This window comes from Serratia symbiotica (Periphyllus acericola), from assembly GCF_964019515.1.
In the GTDB taxonomy this organism is placed as follows: Bacteria; Pseudomonadota; Gammaproteobacteria; order Enterobacterales; family Enterobacteriaceae; genus Serratia; species Serratia symbiotica_D.
This window is the reverse complement of the sequence record NZ_OZ026452.1, coordinates 615,028-630,603: the sequence shown is the minus strand read 5'-3', so window position 1 is coordinate 630,603 and position 15,576 is coordinate 615,028. Positions and strand designations below refer to the sequence as shown.

The 15,576-nt window shown below is 52.9% G+C and carries 13 protein-coding genes, 3 pseudogenes and 1 other annotated feature; of the genes and pseudogenes, 8 read left to right on the top strand and 8 right to left on the bottom strand.

The annotated features are described in order from the left end of the window. From hisH to hisG, 5 genes are read right to left on the bottom strand one after another with little or no spacing between them, the layout of a single operon-like run. Positions 1–591 (bottom strand): imidazole glycerol phosphate synthase subunit HisH, encoded by a 591-nt coding sequence (gene hisH / locus AACL06_RS03530; protein WP_339037922.1) that lies wholly within the window; start codon positions 589–591, stop codon positions 1–3. After that, positions 591–1,658, bottom strand: coding sequence for a bifunctional histidinol-phosphatase/imidazoleglycerol-phosphate dehydratase HisB (hisB, locus tag AACL06_RS03525; protein ID WP_339037921.1), 1,068 nt, complete (start codon positions 1,656–1,658; stop codon positions 591–593). The genes hisH and hisB overlap by 1 nt, the downstream gene beginning before the upstream one ends. Then, positions 1,655–2,734, bottom strand: coding sequence for a histidinol-phosphate transaminase (gene hisC, locus AACL06_RS03520; RefSeq protein ID WP_339037920.1), 1,080 nt, complete (start codon positions 2,732–2,734; stop codon positions 1,655–1,657). The genes hisB and hisC overlap by 4 nt, the downstream gene beginning before the upstream one ends. After that, positions 2,731–4,038 carry a histidinol dehydrogenase gene (gene hisD, locus AACL06_RS03515; protein ID WP_339037918.1) on the bottom strand — a complete coding sequence of 436 codons (1,308 nt, stop codon included), beginning with the start codon at positions 4,036–4,038 and terminating at the stop codon, positions 2,731–2,733. The genes hisC and hisD overlap by 4 nt, the downstream gene beginning before the upstream one ends. Positions 4,039–4,042: 4 nt before the next feature. Beyond that, positions 4,043–4,942: an ATP phosphoribosyltransferase gene (gene hisG / locus AACL06_RS03510; protein WP_339037917.1), complete on the bottom strand. Its 900-nt coding sequence runs from the start codon at positions 4,940–4,942 to the stop codon at positions 4,043–4,045. Positions 4,943–5,013: 71 nt separating this feature from the next. Beyond that, positions 5,014–5,136: a sequence feature (His leader region), on the bottom strand. 458 nt (positions 5,137–5,594) lie between these two features. On the opposite strand from hisG, the pseudogene AACL06_RS03505 reads away from it, so the two are divergent. From AACL06_RS03505 to AACL06_RS03495, 3 genes and pseudogenes are all read left to right on the top strand, one after another. After that, positions 5,595–5,835: pseudogene (locus AACL06_RS03505) on the top strand (DUF4160 domain-containing protein). Next, a complete protein-coding gene (locus tag AACL06_RS03500) occupies positions 5,819–6,052 on the top strand; it encodes a DUF2442 domain-containing protein (protein WP_339037915.1) in 234 nt (77 codons plus the stop codon). The pseudogene AACL06_RS03505 and the gene AACL06_RS03500 overlap by 17 nt, the downstream one beginning before the upstream one ends. A gap of 180 nt (positions 6,053–6,232) precedes the next feature. Continuing rightward, on the top strand, positions 6,233–6,664 hold the full coding sequence (locus AACL06_RS03495) for a DUF29 domain-containing protein (protein WP_339037912.1): 432 nt from the start codon (positions 6,233–6,235) through the stop codon (positions 6,662–6,664). Positions 6,665–6,798: 134 nt separating this feature from the next. On the opposite strand, the gene AACL06_RS03490 is transcribed toward AACL06_RS03495, so the two are convergent. Then, on the bottom strand, positions 6,799–7,248 hold the full coding sequence (locus AACL06_RS03490; RefSeq protein ID WP_339037910.1) for a hypothetical protein: 450 nt from the start codon (positions 7,246–7,248) through the stop codon (positions 6,799–6,801). Between the two features lie 176 nt (positions 7,249–7,424). Continuing rightward, positions 7,425–8,381 (bottom strand): polysaccharide deacetylase family protein, encoded by a 957-nt coding sequence (locus AACL06_RS03485; protein ID WP_339037908.1) that lies wholly within the window; start codon positions 8,379–8,381, stop codon positions 7,425–7,427. A 196-nt stretch (positions 8,382–8,577) separates the two neighbouring features. Here AACL06_RS03485 and rfaQ point away from each other — a divergent pair, with 196 nt between their 5' ends. The 5 genes and pseudogenes from rfaQ to AACL06_RS03460 all read left to right on the top strand — a co-directional run bounded on the left by rfaQ (position 8,578) and on the right by AACL06_RS03460 (position 13,723). Next, on the top strand, positions 8,578–9,660 hold the full coding sequence (gene rfaQ, locus AACL06_RS03480; protein WP_339038264.1) for a putative lipopolysaccharide heptosyltransferase III: 1,083 nt from the start codon (positions 8,578–8,580) through the stop codon (positions 9,658–9,660). Further along, on the top strand, positions 9,657–10,784 hold the full coding sequence (locus tag AACL06_RS03475; protein ID WP_339037906.1) for a glycosyltransferase family 4 protein: 1,128 nt from the start codon (positions 9,657–9,659) through the stop codon (positions 10,782–10,784). The genes rfaQ and AACL06_RS03475 overlap by 4 nt, the downstream gene beginning before the upstream one ends. Before the next feature lie 2 nt (positions 10,785–10,786). Then, positions 10,787–11,884, top strand: coding sequence for a glycosyltransferase (locus tag AACL06_RS03470; RefSeq protein WP_339037904.1), 1,098 nt, complete (start codon positions 10,787–10,789; stop codon positions 11,882–11,884). 151 nt (positions 11,885–12,035) lie between these two features. Next, positions 12,036–12,855 (top strand): annotated as a pseudogene (locus AACL06_RS03465) (IS5 family transposase). Between the two features lie 112 nt (positions 12,856–12,967). Then, positions 12,968–13,723, top strand: a pseudogene (locus tag AACL06_RS03460) (molybdopterin-synthase adenylyltransferase MoeB). Positions 13,724–13,773: 50 nt separating this feature from the next. On the opposite strand, the gene AACL06_RS03455 reads toward AACL06_RS03460, so the two are convergent. Next, entirely contained in the window at positions 13,774–15,366 is a 1,593-nt protein-coding gene (locus AACL06_RS03455) for an ABC-F family ATPase (RefSeq protein WP_339037902.1), read from the bottom strand. Between the last annotated feature and the right edge of the window lie 210 nt (positions 15,367–15,576).

Here is a 15,576-nt window from a genome sequence, read left to right as displayed (position 1 = left end):
TTACATCTCCAGAAAGTTTTTCAACAATTGTGCGCCGGTTTTTCCAGAACGCTCTGGATGAAACTGCACGCCAAAGAAGTTGTCTTTTTGCACGGCGGCGCTGAAAAGTGCGCCGTAGTTGGCTTGGGCGATGGTGCTTGGGCATATCGGCATCGCATAGCTGTGAACAAAGTAGCAATAGGCCCCGTCCTTGATGCCACGGAACAACGGGTTTCCCGCCTGCACATAGATCCGATTCCAGCCCATATGCGGCAATGGCAGACCGCAGTCAGGCATTTGCTTTACCGGGGTGTAGATGATGCCCAGTGTGCTGATGCCGCGGTTCTCTTCACTGCTTGCCGCCAGTAGTTGCATACCGAGGCAGATACCCAGCACCGGCTGGGTGCAGGCTTTGATCAAGTCAATCAGCGCGAGCTGTTGCAATTGGTTCATCGCCGCCTGTGCAGTGCCAACGCCGGGCAGCAATAGCTTGTCGGCGTGCCGCACGATCTCTTGAACGCGGCTGACTTTCGGCTGGTAACCCAAGCGCTGTACTGCATAGATGACAGAAGACAGGTTGGCACAGCCGGTATCTAGGATCACCACCTTCATCACAGCACTCCTTTTGAGCTTGGCAAGGTCTCACCATCAACGCGGATCGCCTGGCGCAGCGTGCGGCCAAACACCTTGAACAGACTTTCCACCCGGTGGTGGTCGTTCTTACCTTTAGTTTTCAGGTGCAGCGTGCAGCCCATGGTGTAGGACAGCGAACGGAAGAAATGCTCGACCATTTCGGTACTGAGATCGCCGACACGCTGGTAGCTGAACTCAGCCTTATACTCCAGGTGCGGGCGGCCGGAAATATCCAGCGCGCAGCGCGCCAGGCATTCATCCATCGGCAGCATAAAGCCGAAGCGCGCGATGCCACGTTTATTACCCAGTGCCTTGTTCAACGCCTCGCCGATCGCTAGACCGGTATCTTCCACCGTGTGGTGATCGTCGATATACAGGTCACCTTTGACGTCGATATCCATACGTAAGCCACCGTGGGTCGCAATCTGGTCTAGCATGTGGTCGAAGAAGCCGACGCCAGTTTTGATCTTGCTGCCACCTTCACGATCCAGCCAGACATCGACCTCGATATGCGTCTCTTTGGTGACTCGGTTCACCTGGGCATAGCGGTCACGCTGGGTCAACTGGCGAATGATTGCTTTCCAGCCCAGCGTTTCACGCTGGTAGCGTAGACTCTGGATACCCATATTTTCCGCCAACTGCATATCGGTTAGCCGATCGCCAATTACGTAGCTGTGGGTGCTATCCATCACGCCCGCTTCGAGATAGCCCCTCACCAGCGTAGTTTTTGGCTTACGGCAGCCACAGTTGTCTGTTGGTAAGTGCGGACAGATCAGGATATCAGCGAAGTGGATACCCTGCGAACAGAAGATCTGCATCATCAAATGGTGTGGCGGATCAAAGGATTCCTGTGGGAAACGGGAGCTACCCAGCCCATCCTGGTTGGTGATCATTACCAACTGATAGCCCGCCTGTTGCAACGCCAGTAGCGCAGGGATCACCTCCGGCTCCAACGCCAGCTTGTCTAGGCAGTCGACCTGGAAGTCTTCCGGTGGCTCTGCAATCAGCGTGCCATCACGGTCAATAAAGAGGATTTTTTGGCTCAAATTCGCTCCTGGCAAGTCTCATTGGCGGTGGTCAGCGCATCAACCAGGCGTTGGCATTCGTCACGGGTGCCTATGGTGATGCGCAGGCAGCCGGACAATCCAGGCTGTTGATGTTGGTTTCTTACGATAATGCCTTGAGCCGACAGGTGGTTAAATACCTGACGTGCAGCGGTGAAACGCACCAGCAAATAATTACTGTCGCTGGTGAAAACCTGTTCTATACCAGAGCAGTTTTGCATTGCCTGTTGCAGCCAGCGGCGGTGGGTTGCAATCTCGCTAACCCGCTGATGCATCAAAACGATCCCCTCGCTGCTCAGTGCTTGAGTGGCGATATCAGCCACTGGTGTCGGTAGTGGATAAGGTGCGATCACCTTCAGCAACAGGGCGATCAACGTTTCGTTCCCCAGGACAAAACCGCAGCGCAGACCGGCCAGCGCAAAGGCTTTCGATAAGGTGCGCAGGCAAGCCAGGTGCGGATAGTCGCTCAGCCAGCTAGCCAGGCTGGCCTGTGGACAAAACTCAATATAAGCCTCGTCAACGGCAACGATTGCCTTGCCTTTGGTCATATCCAGCAGGCGGCGCAGATCGTTGGGGTCGATCAGGTTGCCGGTCGGGTTGTTTGGGTTGCAGACGTAGACCAGCTTCACGTTGTCCAGGTTGTCGGCGATGGTTGGCAAATCTAACTGCCAGTCCTGTTTTGCCGCCACCATGCGCTGCTCCACGCCGCAGGTCTTAGCGCTAACGGCATACATGCCGTAGGTCGGCGGGCAGAACAGCATCGCGTCCTTGCCGGGCTGGCAGAAGGTGCGGATCAGCAGCTCGATGCCTTCATCGGCACCACGGCTGACCAGCACCTGCTCCTTTTTCACCGCGGCATAAGCGGCGTAGCGCTCAATCACTTGTGCTGGCTGGCACTCCGGGTAGCGGTTGAAGGTCGGTGCTGTCAGTTGGAACGCTGGGGCAATGGGGTATTCATTGGCATTCAGCCACACATCACCGCTACCGCCGAGGCGGCGCGCCGATTGATAAGGCGTCAGCTCGCGAACGTTGGTACGCGCCAGGTTTTCAATGCTCATGCTTGCTCCTTCAGGGCAGCGACACGCAGAGTTACCGCGTTTTTGTGGGCGATCAACTGCTCGGCGCTCGCCAGCGTTTCAATCGTGGTGGCCAGACCCATCAAGCCCTGTGGGGTAAGCTCCTGCACCGTCATGCGTTTATGAAAGTCCGCCAGCCCCAGACTAGAGCAGGTCGCGGTGTAGCCGTAGGTCGGCAATACGTGGTTGGTACCGGAAGCATAATCGCCAGCGGATTCCGGCGACCAGTCGCCGAGAAATACCGAGCCGGCATTGGTGATGCTTTCCACGAGATCACCGGCGTTACGGGTCTGAATTATCAGGTGCTCAGGGCCGTACTGGTTACTGATCGCCACACATTGTGCCAAATCTTGTGCCACGATCAAACGGCTGTGGGCTAATGCCTGGCGGGTGGTTTCCGCACGCGGCAACCCGACCAACTGGTGTGTTACTGCATCGGCTACTGCCTGCGCCATCGCGGCATCGGGTGTCAGCAGGAGCACTTGTGAGTCCGCGCCATGCTCGGCCTGTGACAGCAGATCGCCAGCAACAAACGCTGGGGTTGCACCGGCATCGGCGATCACTAGCACTTCGGAAGGACCAGCCGGCATATCGATCGCCGCACCGTCCAGCCGCTGGCTGATCTGGCGTTTAGCCTCGGTGACGAAGGCATTACCCGGTCCAAAGATCTTCGCCACCCGTGGCACGGAATCGGTGCCGAAAGCCATGGCGGCGATCGCCTGTGCGCCACCGATCTGAAATACCTCCTGCACGCCGCACAGTTGCGCGGCATAGAGGATCACATCGGCAATCGGCGGCGGCGAGCACAGCACTACCCTGTGGCAGCCAGCGATCCGCGCCGGTATCGCCAGCATCAATACGGTGGAGAGTAGCGGGGCTGAGCCGCCGGGAATATACAGCCCGACCGAATCGATCGGCCGGGTTACCTGCTGGCAACGCACACCGGGCTGGGTTTCAATATCGACCCTTGGTAGTTGTTGCGCATGGTGAAAGGTTTCTACATTGGCAATAGCCACCGCTATCGCTTGCTTGATATCCTTGCCCGGCCGCGTGCTGGCGGCGGCGATCTGTGCGGAGCTGACGCGCAGTGCATCGACCTCGGTTTTATCAAATCTGACGCTGTATTCGCGTAACGCTTGGTCGCCGTTGGCCTGCACGTTGTCGAGGATCTCGCGCACTGTGCGGGTGATGCTGTCGGAGGCGGAGATCGCTGGGCGCATCAGCAGTGCGCTACGCTGGTCGTCGCTACACTGCACCCAATTGATCAGGGTATTGAAGTTCGACATGGCTTTATTCCATCATCTTCTCAATGGGCAATACCAGAATGGAGCTGGCACCGAGCGCTTTCAGTTTTTCCATGGTTTCCCAGAACAGGGTTTCGCTGCTGACCATGTGCATCGCCACGTGGTTCTGCGCGTCGGCCAACGGCAGAACGGTCGGGCGTTCGGCACCCGGCAGCAGTGCGACGATGTTGTCCAGGTGTTCACTGGGCGCATGCAACATGATGTACTTGGATCCACGTGCTTGGATCACCCCTTGAATACGCGTCATCAGACGGTCGATAAGTTGCTGTTTATTTTCTGGCATTGCGCCATCCCGTTGGATTAAGCAGGCTTTGGAGCGGTAGATCACTTCTACTTCACGCATGCCGTTGGCTTCCAATGTGGCACCGGTGGAGACCAGATCACAGATGGCGTCTGCCAGGCCCGCGCGGGGTGCAACCTCGACTGAACCGTTTAGCAGGCAGGATTTGAAGCGCACGCCTTGCTTGTCGAGGTACTGCTTTAGCAGGTGAGGATAAGAGGTAGCGATGCGAGCATCTTGTAAGCTTTGTGGGTTGATATATTCCCTGTCGAGCGGGGTAGCAAGCGACAAACGGCAAGCGCCGAAGTCCAGGCGGCGCAAGGTGAGATAGCGCGGATCTTCGCCTTGCGCGCGGCAATTGAGCAGCTCTTCTTCCAGCACGTTTTCACCAATGATGCCCAGATCGACCACGCCGTCCATCACCAGGCCAGGGATATCGTCATCGCGTACACGCAGGATATCGATCGGCATATTTTCCGCAAAGGCGATCAGGCGTTGCTGTTGCAGATTGATTTTGATACCGCAGCGCGCCAGTAGTTCTTGAGATCCTTCGCTTAGGCGGCCCGATTTCTGCATCGCTAGGCGTAACCGTGTTTTGTCCAGCATGGTAACCTCTGTCTAAGTTGTAATTTCATAAAATTTAAATAAAAATTTTTATTTTCTGTCTATCATAAGCCAAAAAAAAGCCGCCCGAAGATTTCTTCCGGGGGCTTCTCTTGCGTTCTGCGTGCTGGAAGATTAAAAAGCTATCTTCCAGCACGCATCGCCTGAAAGACTAGTCAGGGTAATGGTGATGAAGGTGGTTGAAATGAACGCGTGTCATGATGTTTTCTCTGTATAGATCGCAATAAGCTGAATTGCTGAACAAGCTAAACTATTCGCCAGCTAACATGCAACCCTTTTTTACCGGCATAAATTTAATTTATTGAAACCGATTGGATTATTAGCTAAACATATTTAGGCTAAGAGCCTATCCCAGTAGGCGTACATTGTTGCAGCCTCTTTGAGGCTTTGTTGAATAAATCGGATTTGGAATAAAGAGTCCCCTGAATGGGCATCTTTCAGGGGACTCTTTATTCCAAATCCGATTTATTCAACAAAGCCGGTAGATGACTTTAAACCAGATGCCTACTCTACTCGGCCACGGTTAAGGTGCCTGTCGCAAAGCTATCTATGCGATTTCCTAATGATAACTACGCCAGTTTGACTGGCGATTTTTTATTCAAAATAATTGAGTCAGAAGCGAGGTATCTCATTAATGTCGGTTATACTCAGACTTAATGGATTGAAATTTTTTTTACTCAAATGAGGGTAACCCTCGTGAGCCAGCCTATATTCATGTCCGCAATGCCGAAGGTGAAGCAAAGTTCTGGACAGACGATGGGGTTAAACTGAGCAAAAATGATAGCTTCAATGCCAGCACGCTCAGGGAGTTAACAAAAATGGTTAAACAGAACCAAATGCTCTTTGTGGAGGCCTGGAATGACTATTTCAGCTAATAATCTGCGCTTTGATGAAACCACCATGTGGGTCGAATTGAGTGATGGCATAGTCATGGGGGTTCCGCTGGCTTGGTTCCCACGACTGCTCAACGCCTCTGCATATGAACTCAGTAAACGCAGTATCCACTGGGATGATCTGGATGAGGATATCTCAGTGGACGGTTTGCTGGCACGCCGCGGTGATGTGACCGATGTTCCGCATAACGTTGCATGATACAATAAAGGCCTTATTGACTCTACCTAGATACGGTTATGGCATCTTCAGAAAAGGCCATGTGCTAAATTTATTAGCATATTTAATTAATTATACTCTCTTATGTGCTGTTTTAGTCTGGCGCTTCTTTCTTCTATTATAATGGGGTTCAATAATCAGGAATGTCACTGGAGATCTACCATGAACACACGATACGAAGCTGATATTGTTGTCTGGGCTCAGGAGCAGGCATCTTTACTGCGTGCCGGTCGATTCTCTGAGATTGATATTGCTAATATCGCCGAGGAGATCGAGGACGTGGGCAAAAGCGAAAAGCGTGAACTCGCCAGTCGTATGGCCGTTTTGCTAGCACATCTTCTCAAGTGGAAGTTTCAGCCTGGCCGTCTTGGTTCCAGCTGGCAGCGAACCATCAAAGAACAAAGAAAAGCATTGGCATTACATATTAAAGGAACACCCAGCCTCAAAACTACGCTTTCCGACAGTGACTGGATTGCAGTTGTGTGGGCTGATGCGGTTTCTTCTGCGGCCCAGGAAACACAGCTTGATGTGTTTCCTGAGGACTGCATTTGGGAAATGGGACAAATCCTGTCTCAGGAATTTTACCCGGAATAACCTCTGTCAGCATATCTGACGATAAAAGTGCCGTTATGGCTTTTTTTTTCGGTTCGAGTCGGAGCAAGACAAGGCTTTCGACCCGTCCATATTATTGAAATCTCCACTTTTTTCTTCAGTTTGCAGTAAGAGTTTCACATTGTCTGCTTTTTCTTCACCGCAAGAATAACACTCCTGACTAAGACTATGACTGGGGCGAATCCTGATGGCAGTACCTTCCAGACGCGCCGCGACAGGCGCAGGCCTGTTCGCCTGCTCTGTAAATATTGGCAGGCGGCACCAATACGGCCTACACCGCGATACCTAAGCCACTGCCTCCCTGAACAATATTCGCACCAATGTAACATTAGCACCGCCAGCGAATAGCCGCACCACCTGCCAATGAGCGAAATCAGCATTGGGCCGACAATGCTCGTCACCAACAATATTTGCATGATGCGCAACCCATATGTACATTTAAATTTACATATGGGTGGGCGTTGTTGAATAAATCTAACTTTTGCTGGGCCACGGAATGTCGCTATGTTGACAGAAGGAGAGTGATCTGATCCTCGTCCCGGCAAAATGTTCGATTTATTCAACAAACGCCAGTCGGCGTATTAAACATCAGGTCGCGAAGCGACGCGCTCGAGTAAATAACAATTCTGCCAAAGTCCCGCTCAGCATTCAGGCTATTTACATCTTTTAAGCTCCCAAAAAATCTTGTGTAGAAATGCAGGAAACGATTGACGGTATCAATCTTACTTTTTTTCATCGATGCTCAGATCTTTTTTCTCTGATAATACTCAGCCAGCGTCATGCCAACTGTACGCTGGCGCAACCAGTCAAAAAGCTGTTCCAGATCGCGGTACAGCCCTTCAATATCCTGTTCGGTTTTAAATATCGGGCTACCGCCGGGCATAAACTCGGAGGAATGCAGCATAAACTCCAGGTAATCATGCCCCTGTGCCAATGATACCTCAACGACCTTTTTCATCTTGTGCAGGTTTTTGCCACTTGGCCGCAGCCAGTGCACCGGTGGTGAACGCTGCTTACCCCGCAGCCTATCATAGCCTTGTTTAAAGATGTTCATCAGTGCCGAATGCTTGTACTGAATACTCATTGGCACCTCTAATAATGTCGAAGTACCCGGCTTGGCGATATTTTGCGGATCGATAAAGTAAGCCTGCGATGGAAAATGGCGGTAGTCCGTGCCGCCATCCCCCTGCGGGTTGCCCGGCGAGAACTGCCAGTTAACCCGTGGTGTAACTGAACAGTCTAACTGATAGCCGTATTCCAGCAGCAGCGATGCATAGTATTCGTTGAAGGCCCAGCGGCCAGCGCGGTGGCTGAGCATCTTTGTTTGGAAAGTATCCTCCAGTAGCTTGGTCATATGATCGACTTTGGCACGAACCTGATCGGCAGGATATTCGATCAGATACGGCTTATGACGCCAATCATCGTCAGTCAGCGGAGCCAGTGGCGGGCTATTCCAAGCATGTAGGTGCATCCCTATCTCGCCAGCACCGCGCGCGATCATATCGCGGGCGAACTCAATATAGGCCGGATCCAACGCCATTTCATAGTTGGTTAGATAAACTGGCTTGAAGGCGTATTTCTCACAAAGTGACTGAAAACGTGGCAAGAAACGCGTATTTCCGGTGGAAATACGATCGTGGTTTTGCCACAGATTATCGCCTTCGGTATCAATAGTAATGAGAAACGCCGGTTTAGTCATGAATATCGACCTGAGATCAACAGAATGCATCATATTACGTAGGCCGTTGCGCCAGGGCAAATGACTTTATTACCGGATTGGAACAACGTTGAGGGGCATTCGTCCCCGTTCCCGATAAGAAAGCAAAGCGGAGCAACAGTAGCCACAGGCGATCAGGTCATTTAGAATCATAGACTGGTTTCCCTGAAAGCGACTCATAATGAACGACGCGCCGGCCTTAATTTCTGACCTACCCGTACAGCGTATTCTGATCGTTAAACTACGCCACCATGGCGATATGCTGCTGATCACGCCAGTCATCAGCAGCCTGCTACAAAACTACCCGCAGGCACAGATCGATGTACTGCTGTATCAGGAAACCCATGAGATGCTGGCGAGTAATCCAGCACTATCAAATATTTTCGCCATTGACCGTCAGTGGAAAAAACAAGGAACCTTGGCGCATCTGCGTCATGAACTGAGCCTGTTCCGCAAGCTTAAAGCACAGCGCTACGATATGGTGGTCAATCTGGCCGATCAGTGGCGCAGCGCTATCCTCACGCGCTTGACATGCGCACGTATCCGGCTGGCCTTCGACTTTCCTAAACGTCGTGGCTTTGTTTGGCACCACTGCCACACACGGCTAGTGCCGGTGAGCAATCACGCTCACCAGCATACCGTTGAACAGAATTTATCGTTGTTGGCTCCCCTAAACCTACCGGCACTCAGCCAACGGGTAACGATGAGCTATGAAGCGCAGGACTGGCAAGCCAGTGAGCGGCTGTTGCAGCAGCAGGGCGTGACCGGTGGTTACATCGTGGTGCAACCTACCTCGCGCTGGTTCTTCAAATGCTGGAGTGAAGAAAAGATGGCAGCCACCCTTTGCGCATTGCAGGCCAATGGTCACCAATTGGTGATCACCTCCGGCCCAGACTCCCGGGAAAAAGCCATGGTGGAGCGCATTCTGGCACTTTGCTTGCCGCAGAGTGTGGTTTCACTGGCCGGGCAGTTGACGCTGCGCCAATTGGCTGCTCTGATCGACCATGCAAAACTGTTTGTCGGCGTGGACTCAGTGCCAATCCACATGGCTGCTGCGTTAAAAACGCCGTGCATCGCGCTGTTCGGCCCATCCAAACTGATCTTCTGGAGGCCATGGCAAGTTATCGGCCATGTGATTTGGGCTGGAGAATTTGGCGAGTTGCCCGATCCAGACACCATCAACACCAACACCAAAAAACGTTATCTTGACCTTATTCCTATAGACACGGTGATTGCAGCCGCGCGGAGTCAGCTAGTATGAAAGCATGCCGTTTGGCGATTGTTCGCCAAAAATACCGCCCGGATGGCGGAGCTGAGCGTTTTGTCTCACGCGCTCTGGAAGCATTGGAACAGCATAAGCTCGATCTGAATGTCATCACCCGCGAATGGCAGGGCGACACCAATCCCAACTGGCATATTCATCTGTGCAATCCATTGAAACTTGGTCGCATAAGCCGTGAACGGGGTTTTGCCGAAGCAGCCAGAGCGCTATGGCAGAAAGAGCCATTTGATCTGGTGCAAAGCCATGAACGTATTCCTGGCTGTGATATTTACCGCGCTGGCGATGGTGTGCACCATCGCTGGCTGTTGCAACGGGCGCGCCTGCTGCCAGAATTGCGACGCAAGTGGTTGTTCTCCAACAGCTATCACCGCTATGTGATGTGCGCCGAACGCGCGATGTACGCCGCGCCTGAGCTGAAAGCCGTTATTTGCAACGCCGAGATGATCAAGCAGGAAATCATCGACGATTTTGGCGTGCCAGCCGACAAAATTACGGTGATCTATAACGCCATCAATAATCAAAAGTTCATGCCCGCCGATGCAAGACAGCGGCAACTGCCGCGCGACAAATATCGAATCCCCCAGAAGGTGCACTGCCTGATCTTTGTCGGTTCCGGCTTTGAACGCAAAGGATTGGCTACTGCCATCCGCGCGTTAGCAGCAACGGACAGCCACCTTCTGGTGGTCGGTAAGGATAAGGCAAAGAAGCGTTATCGGGCGTTGGCGCAGTCGCTCGGCTGTAGACACCGTGTTCACTTTATGGGTGTGCAAAAGCAGACGCTGCCGTTTTACCAAGCGGCAGACGCGCTGCTGTTACCGACGCTGTATGACCCGTTACCTAATGTGATCCTAGAAGCGATGTCTTGCGGCCTGCCGGTGATCACCAGCACCACCTGCGGCGGTGCCGAGTTTATTACGCCAGGCCAGAATGGCTTCGTTACCGATGCCCTCGACATTACAGCTATCAGTGCAACAATTCAGGCATTGCCTCGTCAGGCACTGGGTTCTGCCATGGGCGAAGCGGCCAGGCTGCGCATCATGTCGGCCACGCCGGCGCATCTCTCCAAACAGCTCATTTCGCTCTATAACCGACTACTGGATTAGCTATGCGTATACTGATGGTTATCGACGGCCTGCCCGGAGGCGGCGCGGAAAAAGTGGTGCTGACCCTGTGTCATGGCATAAAGCACATGTGCCATGACGTTAGCCTGGTCTCATTACGCGACGTCTGCAAATACCCCATTCCCCAGGGGATTAACTACTACGTAGTGGCAGATAACAGCCGTACACCGTGGCGCAAGCTGACCGAGTTGTCACGCCGTGCCGCAGCTCTGGATCGAGCGATCGCCGAAATGGAGCGCAAAAATGGTGCCTTTGACCTGGCTTTCTCCAACTTGCACAAGACCGATCGCATCGTCAGCCGCAGCAAGCTGCTCGCTTCAGATCGCCTGTGGTTCTGCATTCACGGCATTTTATCCACTTCCTACCTTGGCCACCGCGAGGGGCTGGATCGCTGGCTGAAGCAGCGCAAAATCGCCGGCGTCTACCAGGGGCGCAACATCGTCGCCGTTTCACCGGCGGTTGGTGACGATTTGCAGCAAAATCTGCCAATTCGCCCCCATAGCTTGGCAGTGATCAATAATCCGTTTGATATTGCCGCCATACAACAGCAGGCGGCCGAGCCTTGCGAGCTAGCGGGCCAGGATTATCTGGTCCACGTCGGCCGCTTCCACCCACACAAACGGCACGATCGCCTGCTGAAAGCCTATGCGCAATCCTGCATTCAGGTGCCGCTGGTGTTGATTGGTGTCGGCAGCACAGCCAGCATTGCTGAAGCCAAACGGCTGGCAGCAGAGTTGGGCATTGCGGAACGCGTGCGACTCCTAGGTTTCCAGGCCAACCCCTATAAGTTTATTCGTCATGCGTCTTTGTTGGTGCTCAGCTCCGACAGCGAAGGCTTTGGTAACGTGCTGGTCGAGGCTTTGCTGTGCGATACGCCGGTGGTCAGCACCCGTTGCCCAGGAGGGCCGGCAGAGATCCTGGAGAAGGCCGACATGGCCCACGCGCTGGCGGAATTAAATGAATGTTCTCTGGCGGATAAAATAGCGCAAATTTATGCCAATCCACCGGAAATCAATCATCAGCAATTGCTGAGCTACGGCCTTGAACCTATTTGCCGACAATATCTGGCGCTAAAGAAATAAAATAAGGCAGGGACTGCCCCTGAGGTATCCCCATAAATCTCTCAGTACACCAGGATCATTGCTGCGTACCGCTGGGCGTTGTTGAATAAATCGAACATTTGGCCGGCACGAGGATGAGATCACTCTCCTTCTGTCAACATAGCGACATTCCGTGGCCCAGCAAAAGTTCAACATCACCAACTGGAAGGCTTACAACAACGCCCTTATCACTCGGGGTTCACTCACTTGCTGGGGGGATGAAACGGCACTTCACGCCTGGTACTGCGAGGCAAAACCTTCTCTGCGTGGTCGCACACCACATTATTCCGATATGACAATCACCAGCGTATTGATGCTGAAACGGATTTTCGGCCTGACACTTCGCGCCCTCCAGGGCTTTGTCGACTCCATTGTCACACTGATCAAAGTGCCGTTGAACTGCCCGGACGACACCTGCATCAGTAAGCGGGCAAAGTCCGGCCATGTCCCGTTTAAAACCCCAACGCCGGGTGAAATTGCGCACCTCGTTATCGAACTCTAGCGGGCTCAACGTGTTGGGTGAAGCGGAGTGGATGGCAAAAAACACGGTCAGGAAAAACGGCGTATCTGGCGAAAACTGCATTGGGCCGTAGATACAGAAACACATGAGGTCATCTGTGCTGACCTTTCCTTGAGCAATGTCACCGATACCGAAGCCTTCCCAGGTCTCATCCGCCAGAGGTACCGTAAAATCAAAGTCGCCTCGGCAGATCGGGCTTAGGATACGCGAGTGTGTGATGATGAGTTAAGGGGCAAGAAGCTCAAGGCGTTAATACCGCCCAGCAGCGGAGCACGTTATTGGTCGGCAGACTATGCAGAGCGAAATTAAGCGGTGGCGAACCGGCGCGTTACTGGAGACAATACACGGTGGAGTTGCAGAGACGATGGCCATGATCTGTGCATTAAACAAGATGACGCTCGCCGGTATGCCAGAAAGTGTACGCCTTGCCTGAAAGATGCACATTCAGGGGACTCTTTATTCCAAATCCGATTTATTCAATAAAGCCTCGCCGTGGGTGAAAGGGGCAAGATTGAACAATGCAATGCCCTGCTGAGGAGTTAAGTATGTCGGCGGAATTAACCGATGCTGAAACCTTGCGTTATAATCTTCAAATTGTGCTGCGCGGCTTTGGCTTAGAGGGTCAGCAGAAGCTTAAAGCCTCGCGGGTGCTGATCGTCTGGCTGTATGGCCTAGGCTGTACTACCGCGCTCTACCTGGCTGCAGCGGGGTAGGCCATCTGGTTCTGGTCGATTTTGACAATATTACGCTCTCTAATTTACAACGTCAAATCCTGCACCGTGACGAGCGCATCGGTATGCCCAAGATTGAATGGGCGCAGCTAGAGCTGAGCGCCGTCAACCCAAATATTCGCATCGATGCCATCAATGACCAACTGGACGATAAACACATGGCGGCGCACATCGCTGCCTGCGATCTGCTGCTGGACTGCTCCGACAACGTGTCAACGAGTGACCGACTGAACCTTTTTTGTCATGCACAGCGCAAAGCGCTGGTCTCCGATGCGGCGATCCGCCTGGAAGGCCTGCTCAGCGTGTTCACTTATCAGCCGGGGTAGCCATGTTATCGTTGCCTGAGCCGGCATGTTCAGTGAAAATGCCCTGACCTGCGTCTAGTCCGGCGTCATAGCACCGCTGGTCGGCACTATCGGCAGTTTGCAAGCGATGGAGGCCATCAAGCTGCTGACAAACTACGGCCATACGATGTCCGGTAAGCTGCTGATACTCGACGCCATGACCATGAAATTTTGCGAAATGACACTGCCAAAACACCCGCAATATGAGGTATGTAGTAGGAATTAATGGAGTCAGGCAGAGCGGGGCATTCCCGCTCTGTTATTTTATCGCACAGGCTAATGGATGCCTTGGCTGCGTAGATAATCTTCATAGTTTCCAGTAAAGTAGATCACCTTGTTCGGTGTCATTTCTAGTATGCGCGTGGCCAGCGAACTGACGAACTCACGGTCGTGGGAAACGAAGATCAGCGTACCTTTGTACATTTCCAGCGCCATGTTCAACGATTCAATGGATTCCATATCCAGATGGTTGGTTGGTTCATCCATAACCAAAATGTTAGGACGCTGCATCATCAGCTTACCGAACAGCATCCGCCCCTTTTCACCACCGGATAGCACCTTTACTTTCTTCTTGATATCGTCTTGGCTGAACAGTAAACGCCCAAGCACGCTGCGTACCGCCTGCTCGTCGTCCTTTTCCTGCTTCCACTGGCTCATCCATTCGAACACCGTCAGGGTGTCATCGAACTCGTATTCGTGATCCTGCGCATAGTAACTGATGTTAGCATTTTCAGACCATTTCACCGTGCCGCTGTCTGGCTGCGCGTCGCCCACCAATGTTTTCAACAGAGTGGATTTACCAATACCGTTCTGGCCTAGCACCGCTACTTTTTCACCCACTTCAACCATCAGATTGAGCTTGCTAAACAGCGGGCCGTTATCAAAGCCCTTGCTCAGCGCTTCCACTTCCAACGCATTACGGAACAATTTTTTTTCCTGTTCGAAACGGATGAACGGGTTCTGACGGCTGGAAAACTTCACCTCTGCCAGTTGGATCTTGTCGATCTGACGGGCGCGCGAGGTTGCCTGCTTAGACTTGGAGGCGTTAGCGCTAAAGCGGCTCACGAACGATTGCAATTCGTTAATCTGCGCTCTTTTCTTGGCGTTATTGGCCATCAGACGCTCACGCGCCTGGGTGGCGGCGGTCATGTACTCGTCATAGTTGCCCGGATACACACGCAGCTCGCCGTAGTCCAAATCCGCCATGTGGGTACACACCATGTTCAGGAAGTGGCGATCGTGCGAAATAATGATTATGGTGCTGTTACGCTCGTTTAGCACCTGCTCTAACCAGCGAATGGTATCGATATCCAGGTTGTTGGTCGGTTCGTCGAGCAGCAGGATTTCCGGATCAGAGAACAACGCTTGCGCCAGCAATACGCGCAGCTTGAAGCCTGGCGCGATTTCGCTCATCGGGCCGTAGTGCTGTTCAACCGGGATCCCCAAGCCGAGCAGCAATTCACCGGCGCGCGCTTCAGCGGTATAACCGTCCATCTCACCGTAAGCTACTTCCAGATCGGCGACTTTATAGCCGTCTTCTTCGCTCATTTCGGCCAAGCCGTAGATGCGGTCACGCTCTTCCTTCACCGCCCATAACGCATTGTGCCCCATGATCACCGTATCCAGCACGCTATACTGCTCAAAGGCAAACTGATCCTGACGCAGTTTCCCCAGACGTTCATTGGGATCGAGGAACACGTTGCCGCCGCTTGGCACCAAGTCACCGCCGAGGATTTTCATAAAGGTGGACTTGCCACACCCATTAGCGCCGATCAAACCGTAACGGTTACCACCACCGAATTTGACGGTGATATTTTCAAACAATGGCTTACTGCCAAACTGCATCGTGATGTTGTTACTTAATAGCAAAGGATTTACCCTTCTAGAAACGTGATTTTGGACACATTATGCCACAATGTGACAGCAGGATCGTCTACAGTTATCCCATCATACTTCAAGCTTCCTGTGCGTTAGCCTTCTTCGCTCACCCCAGTCACTTAGAACCTATCCCAGTAGGCGTACCGCGTACAGGAAGTCCGTGAGGAGGGTGAGCACTGCCCAGGTACAAAATGGCAAATA

Coding starts and splice junctions, on each gene's coding strand:
- AACL06_RS03470 (WP_339037904.1), top strand. CDS start 10,787: ATGCGTATACTGATGGTTATCGACGGCCTGCCCGGAGGCGGCGCGGAA.
- AACL06_RS03485 (WP_339037908.1), bottom strand. CDS start 8,381: ATGACTAAACCGGCGTTTCTCATTACTATTGATACCGAAGGCGATAAT.
- AACL06_RS03495 (WP_339037912.1), top strand. CDS start 6,233: ATGAACACACGATACGAAGCTGATATTGTTGTCTGGGCTCAGGAGCAG.
- AACL06_RS03500 (WP_339037915.1), top strand. CDS start 5,819: ATGACTATTTCAGCTAATAATCTGCGCTTTGATGAAACCACCATGTGG.
- hisC (WP_339037920.1), bottom strand. CDS start 2,734: ATGAGCATTGAAAACCTGGCGCGTACCAACGTTCGCGAGCTGACGCCT.
- hisD (WP_339037918.1), bottom strand. CDS start 4,038: ATGTCGAACTTCAATACCCTGATCAATTGGGTGCAGTGTAGCGACGAC.
- AACL06_RS03475 (WP_339037906.1), top strand. CDS start 9,657: ATGAAAGCATGCCGTTTGGCGATTGTTCGCCAAAAATACCGCCCGGAT.
- hisG (WP_339037917.1), bottom strand. CDS start 4,942: ATGCTGGACAAAACACGGTTACGCCTAGCGATGCAGAAATCGGGCCGC.
- hisH (WP_339037922.1), bottom strand. CDS start 591: ATGAAGGTGGTGATCCTAGATACCGGCTGTGCCAACCTGTCTTCTGTC.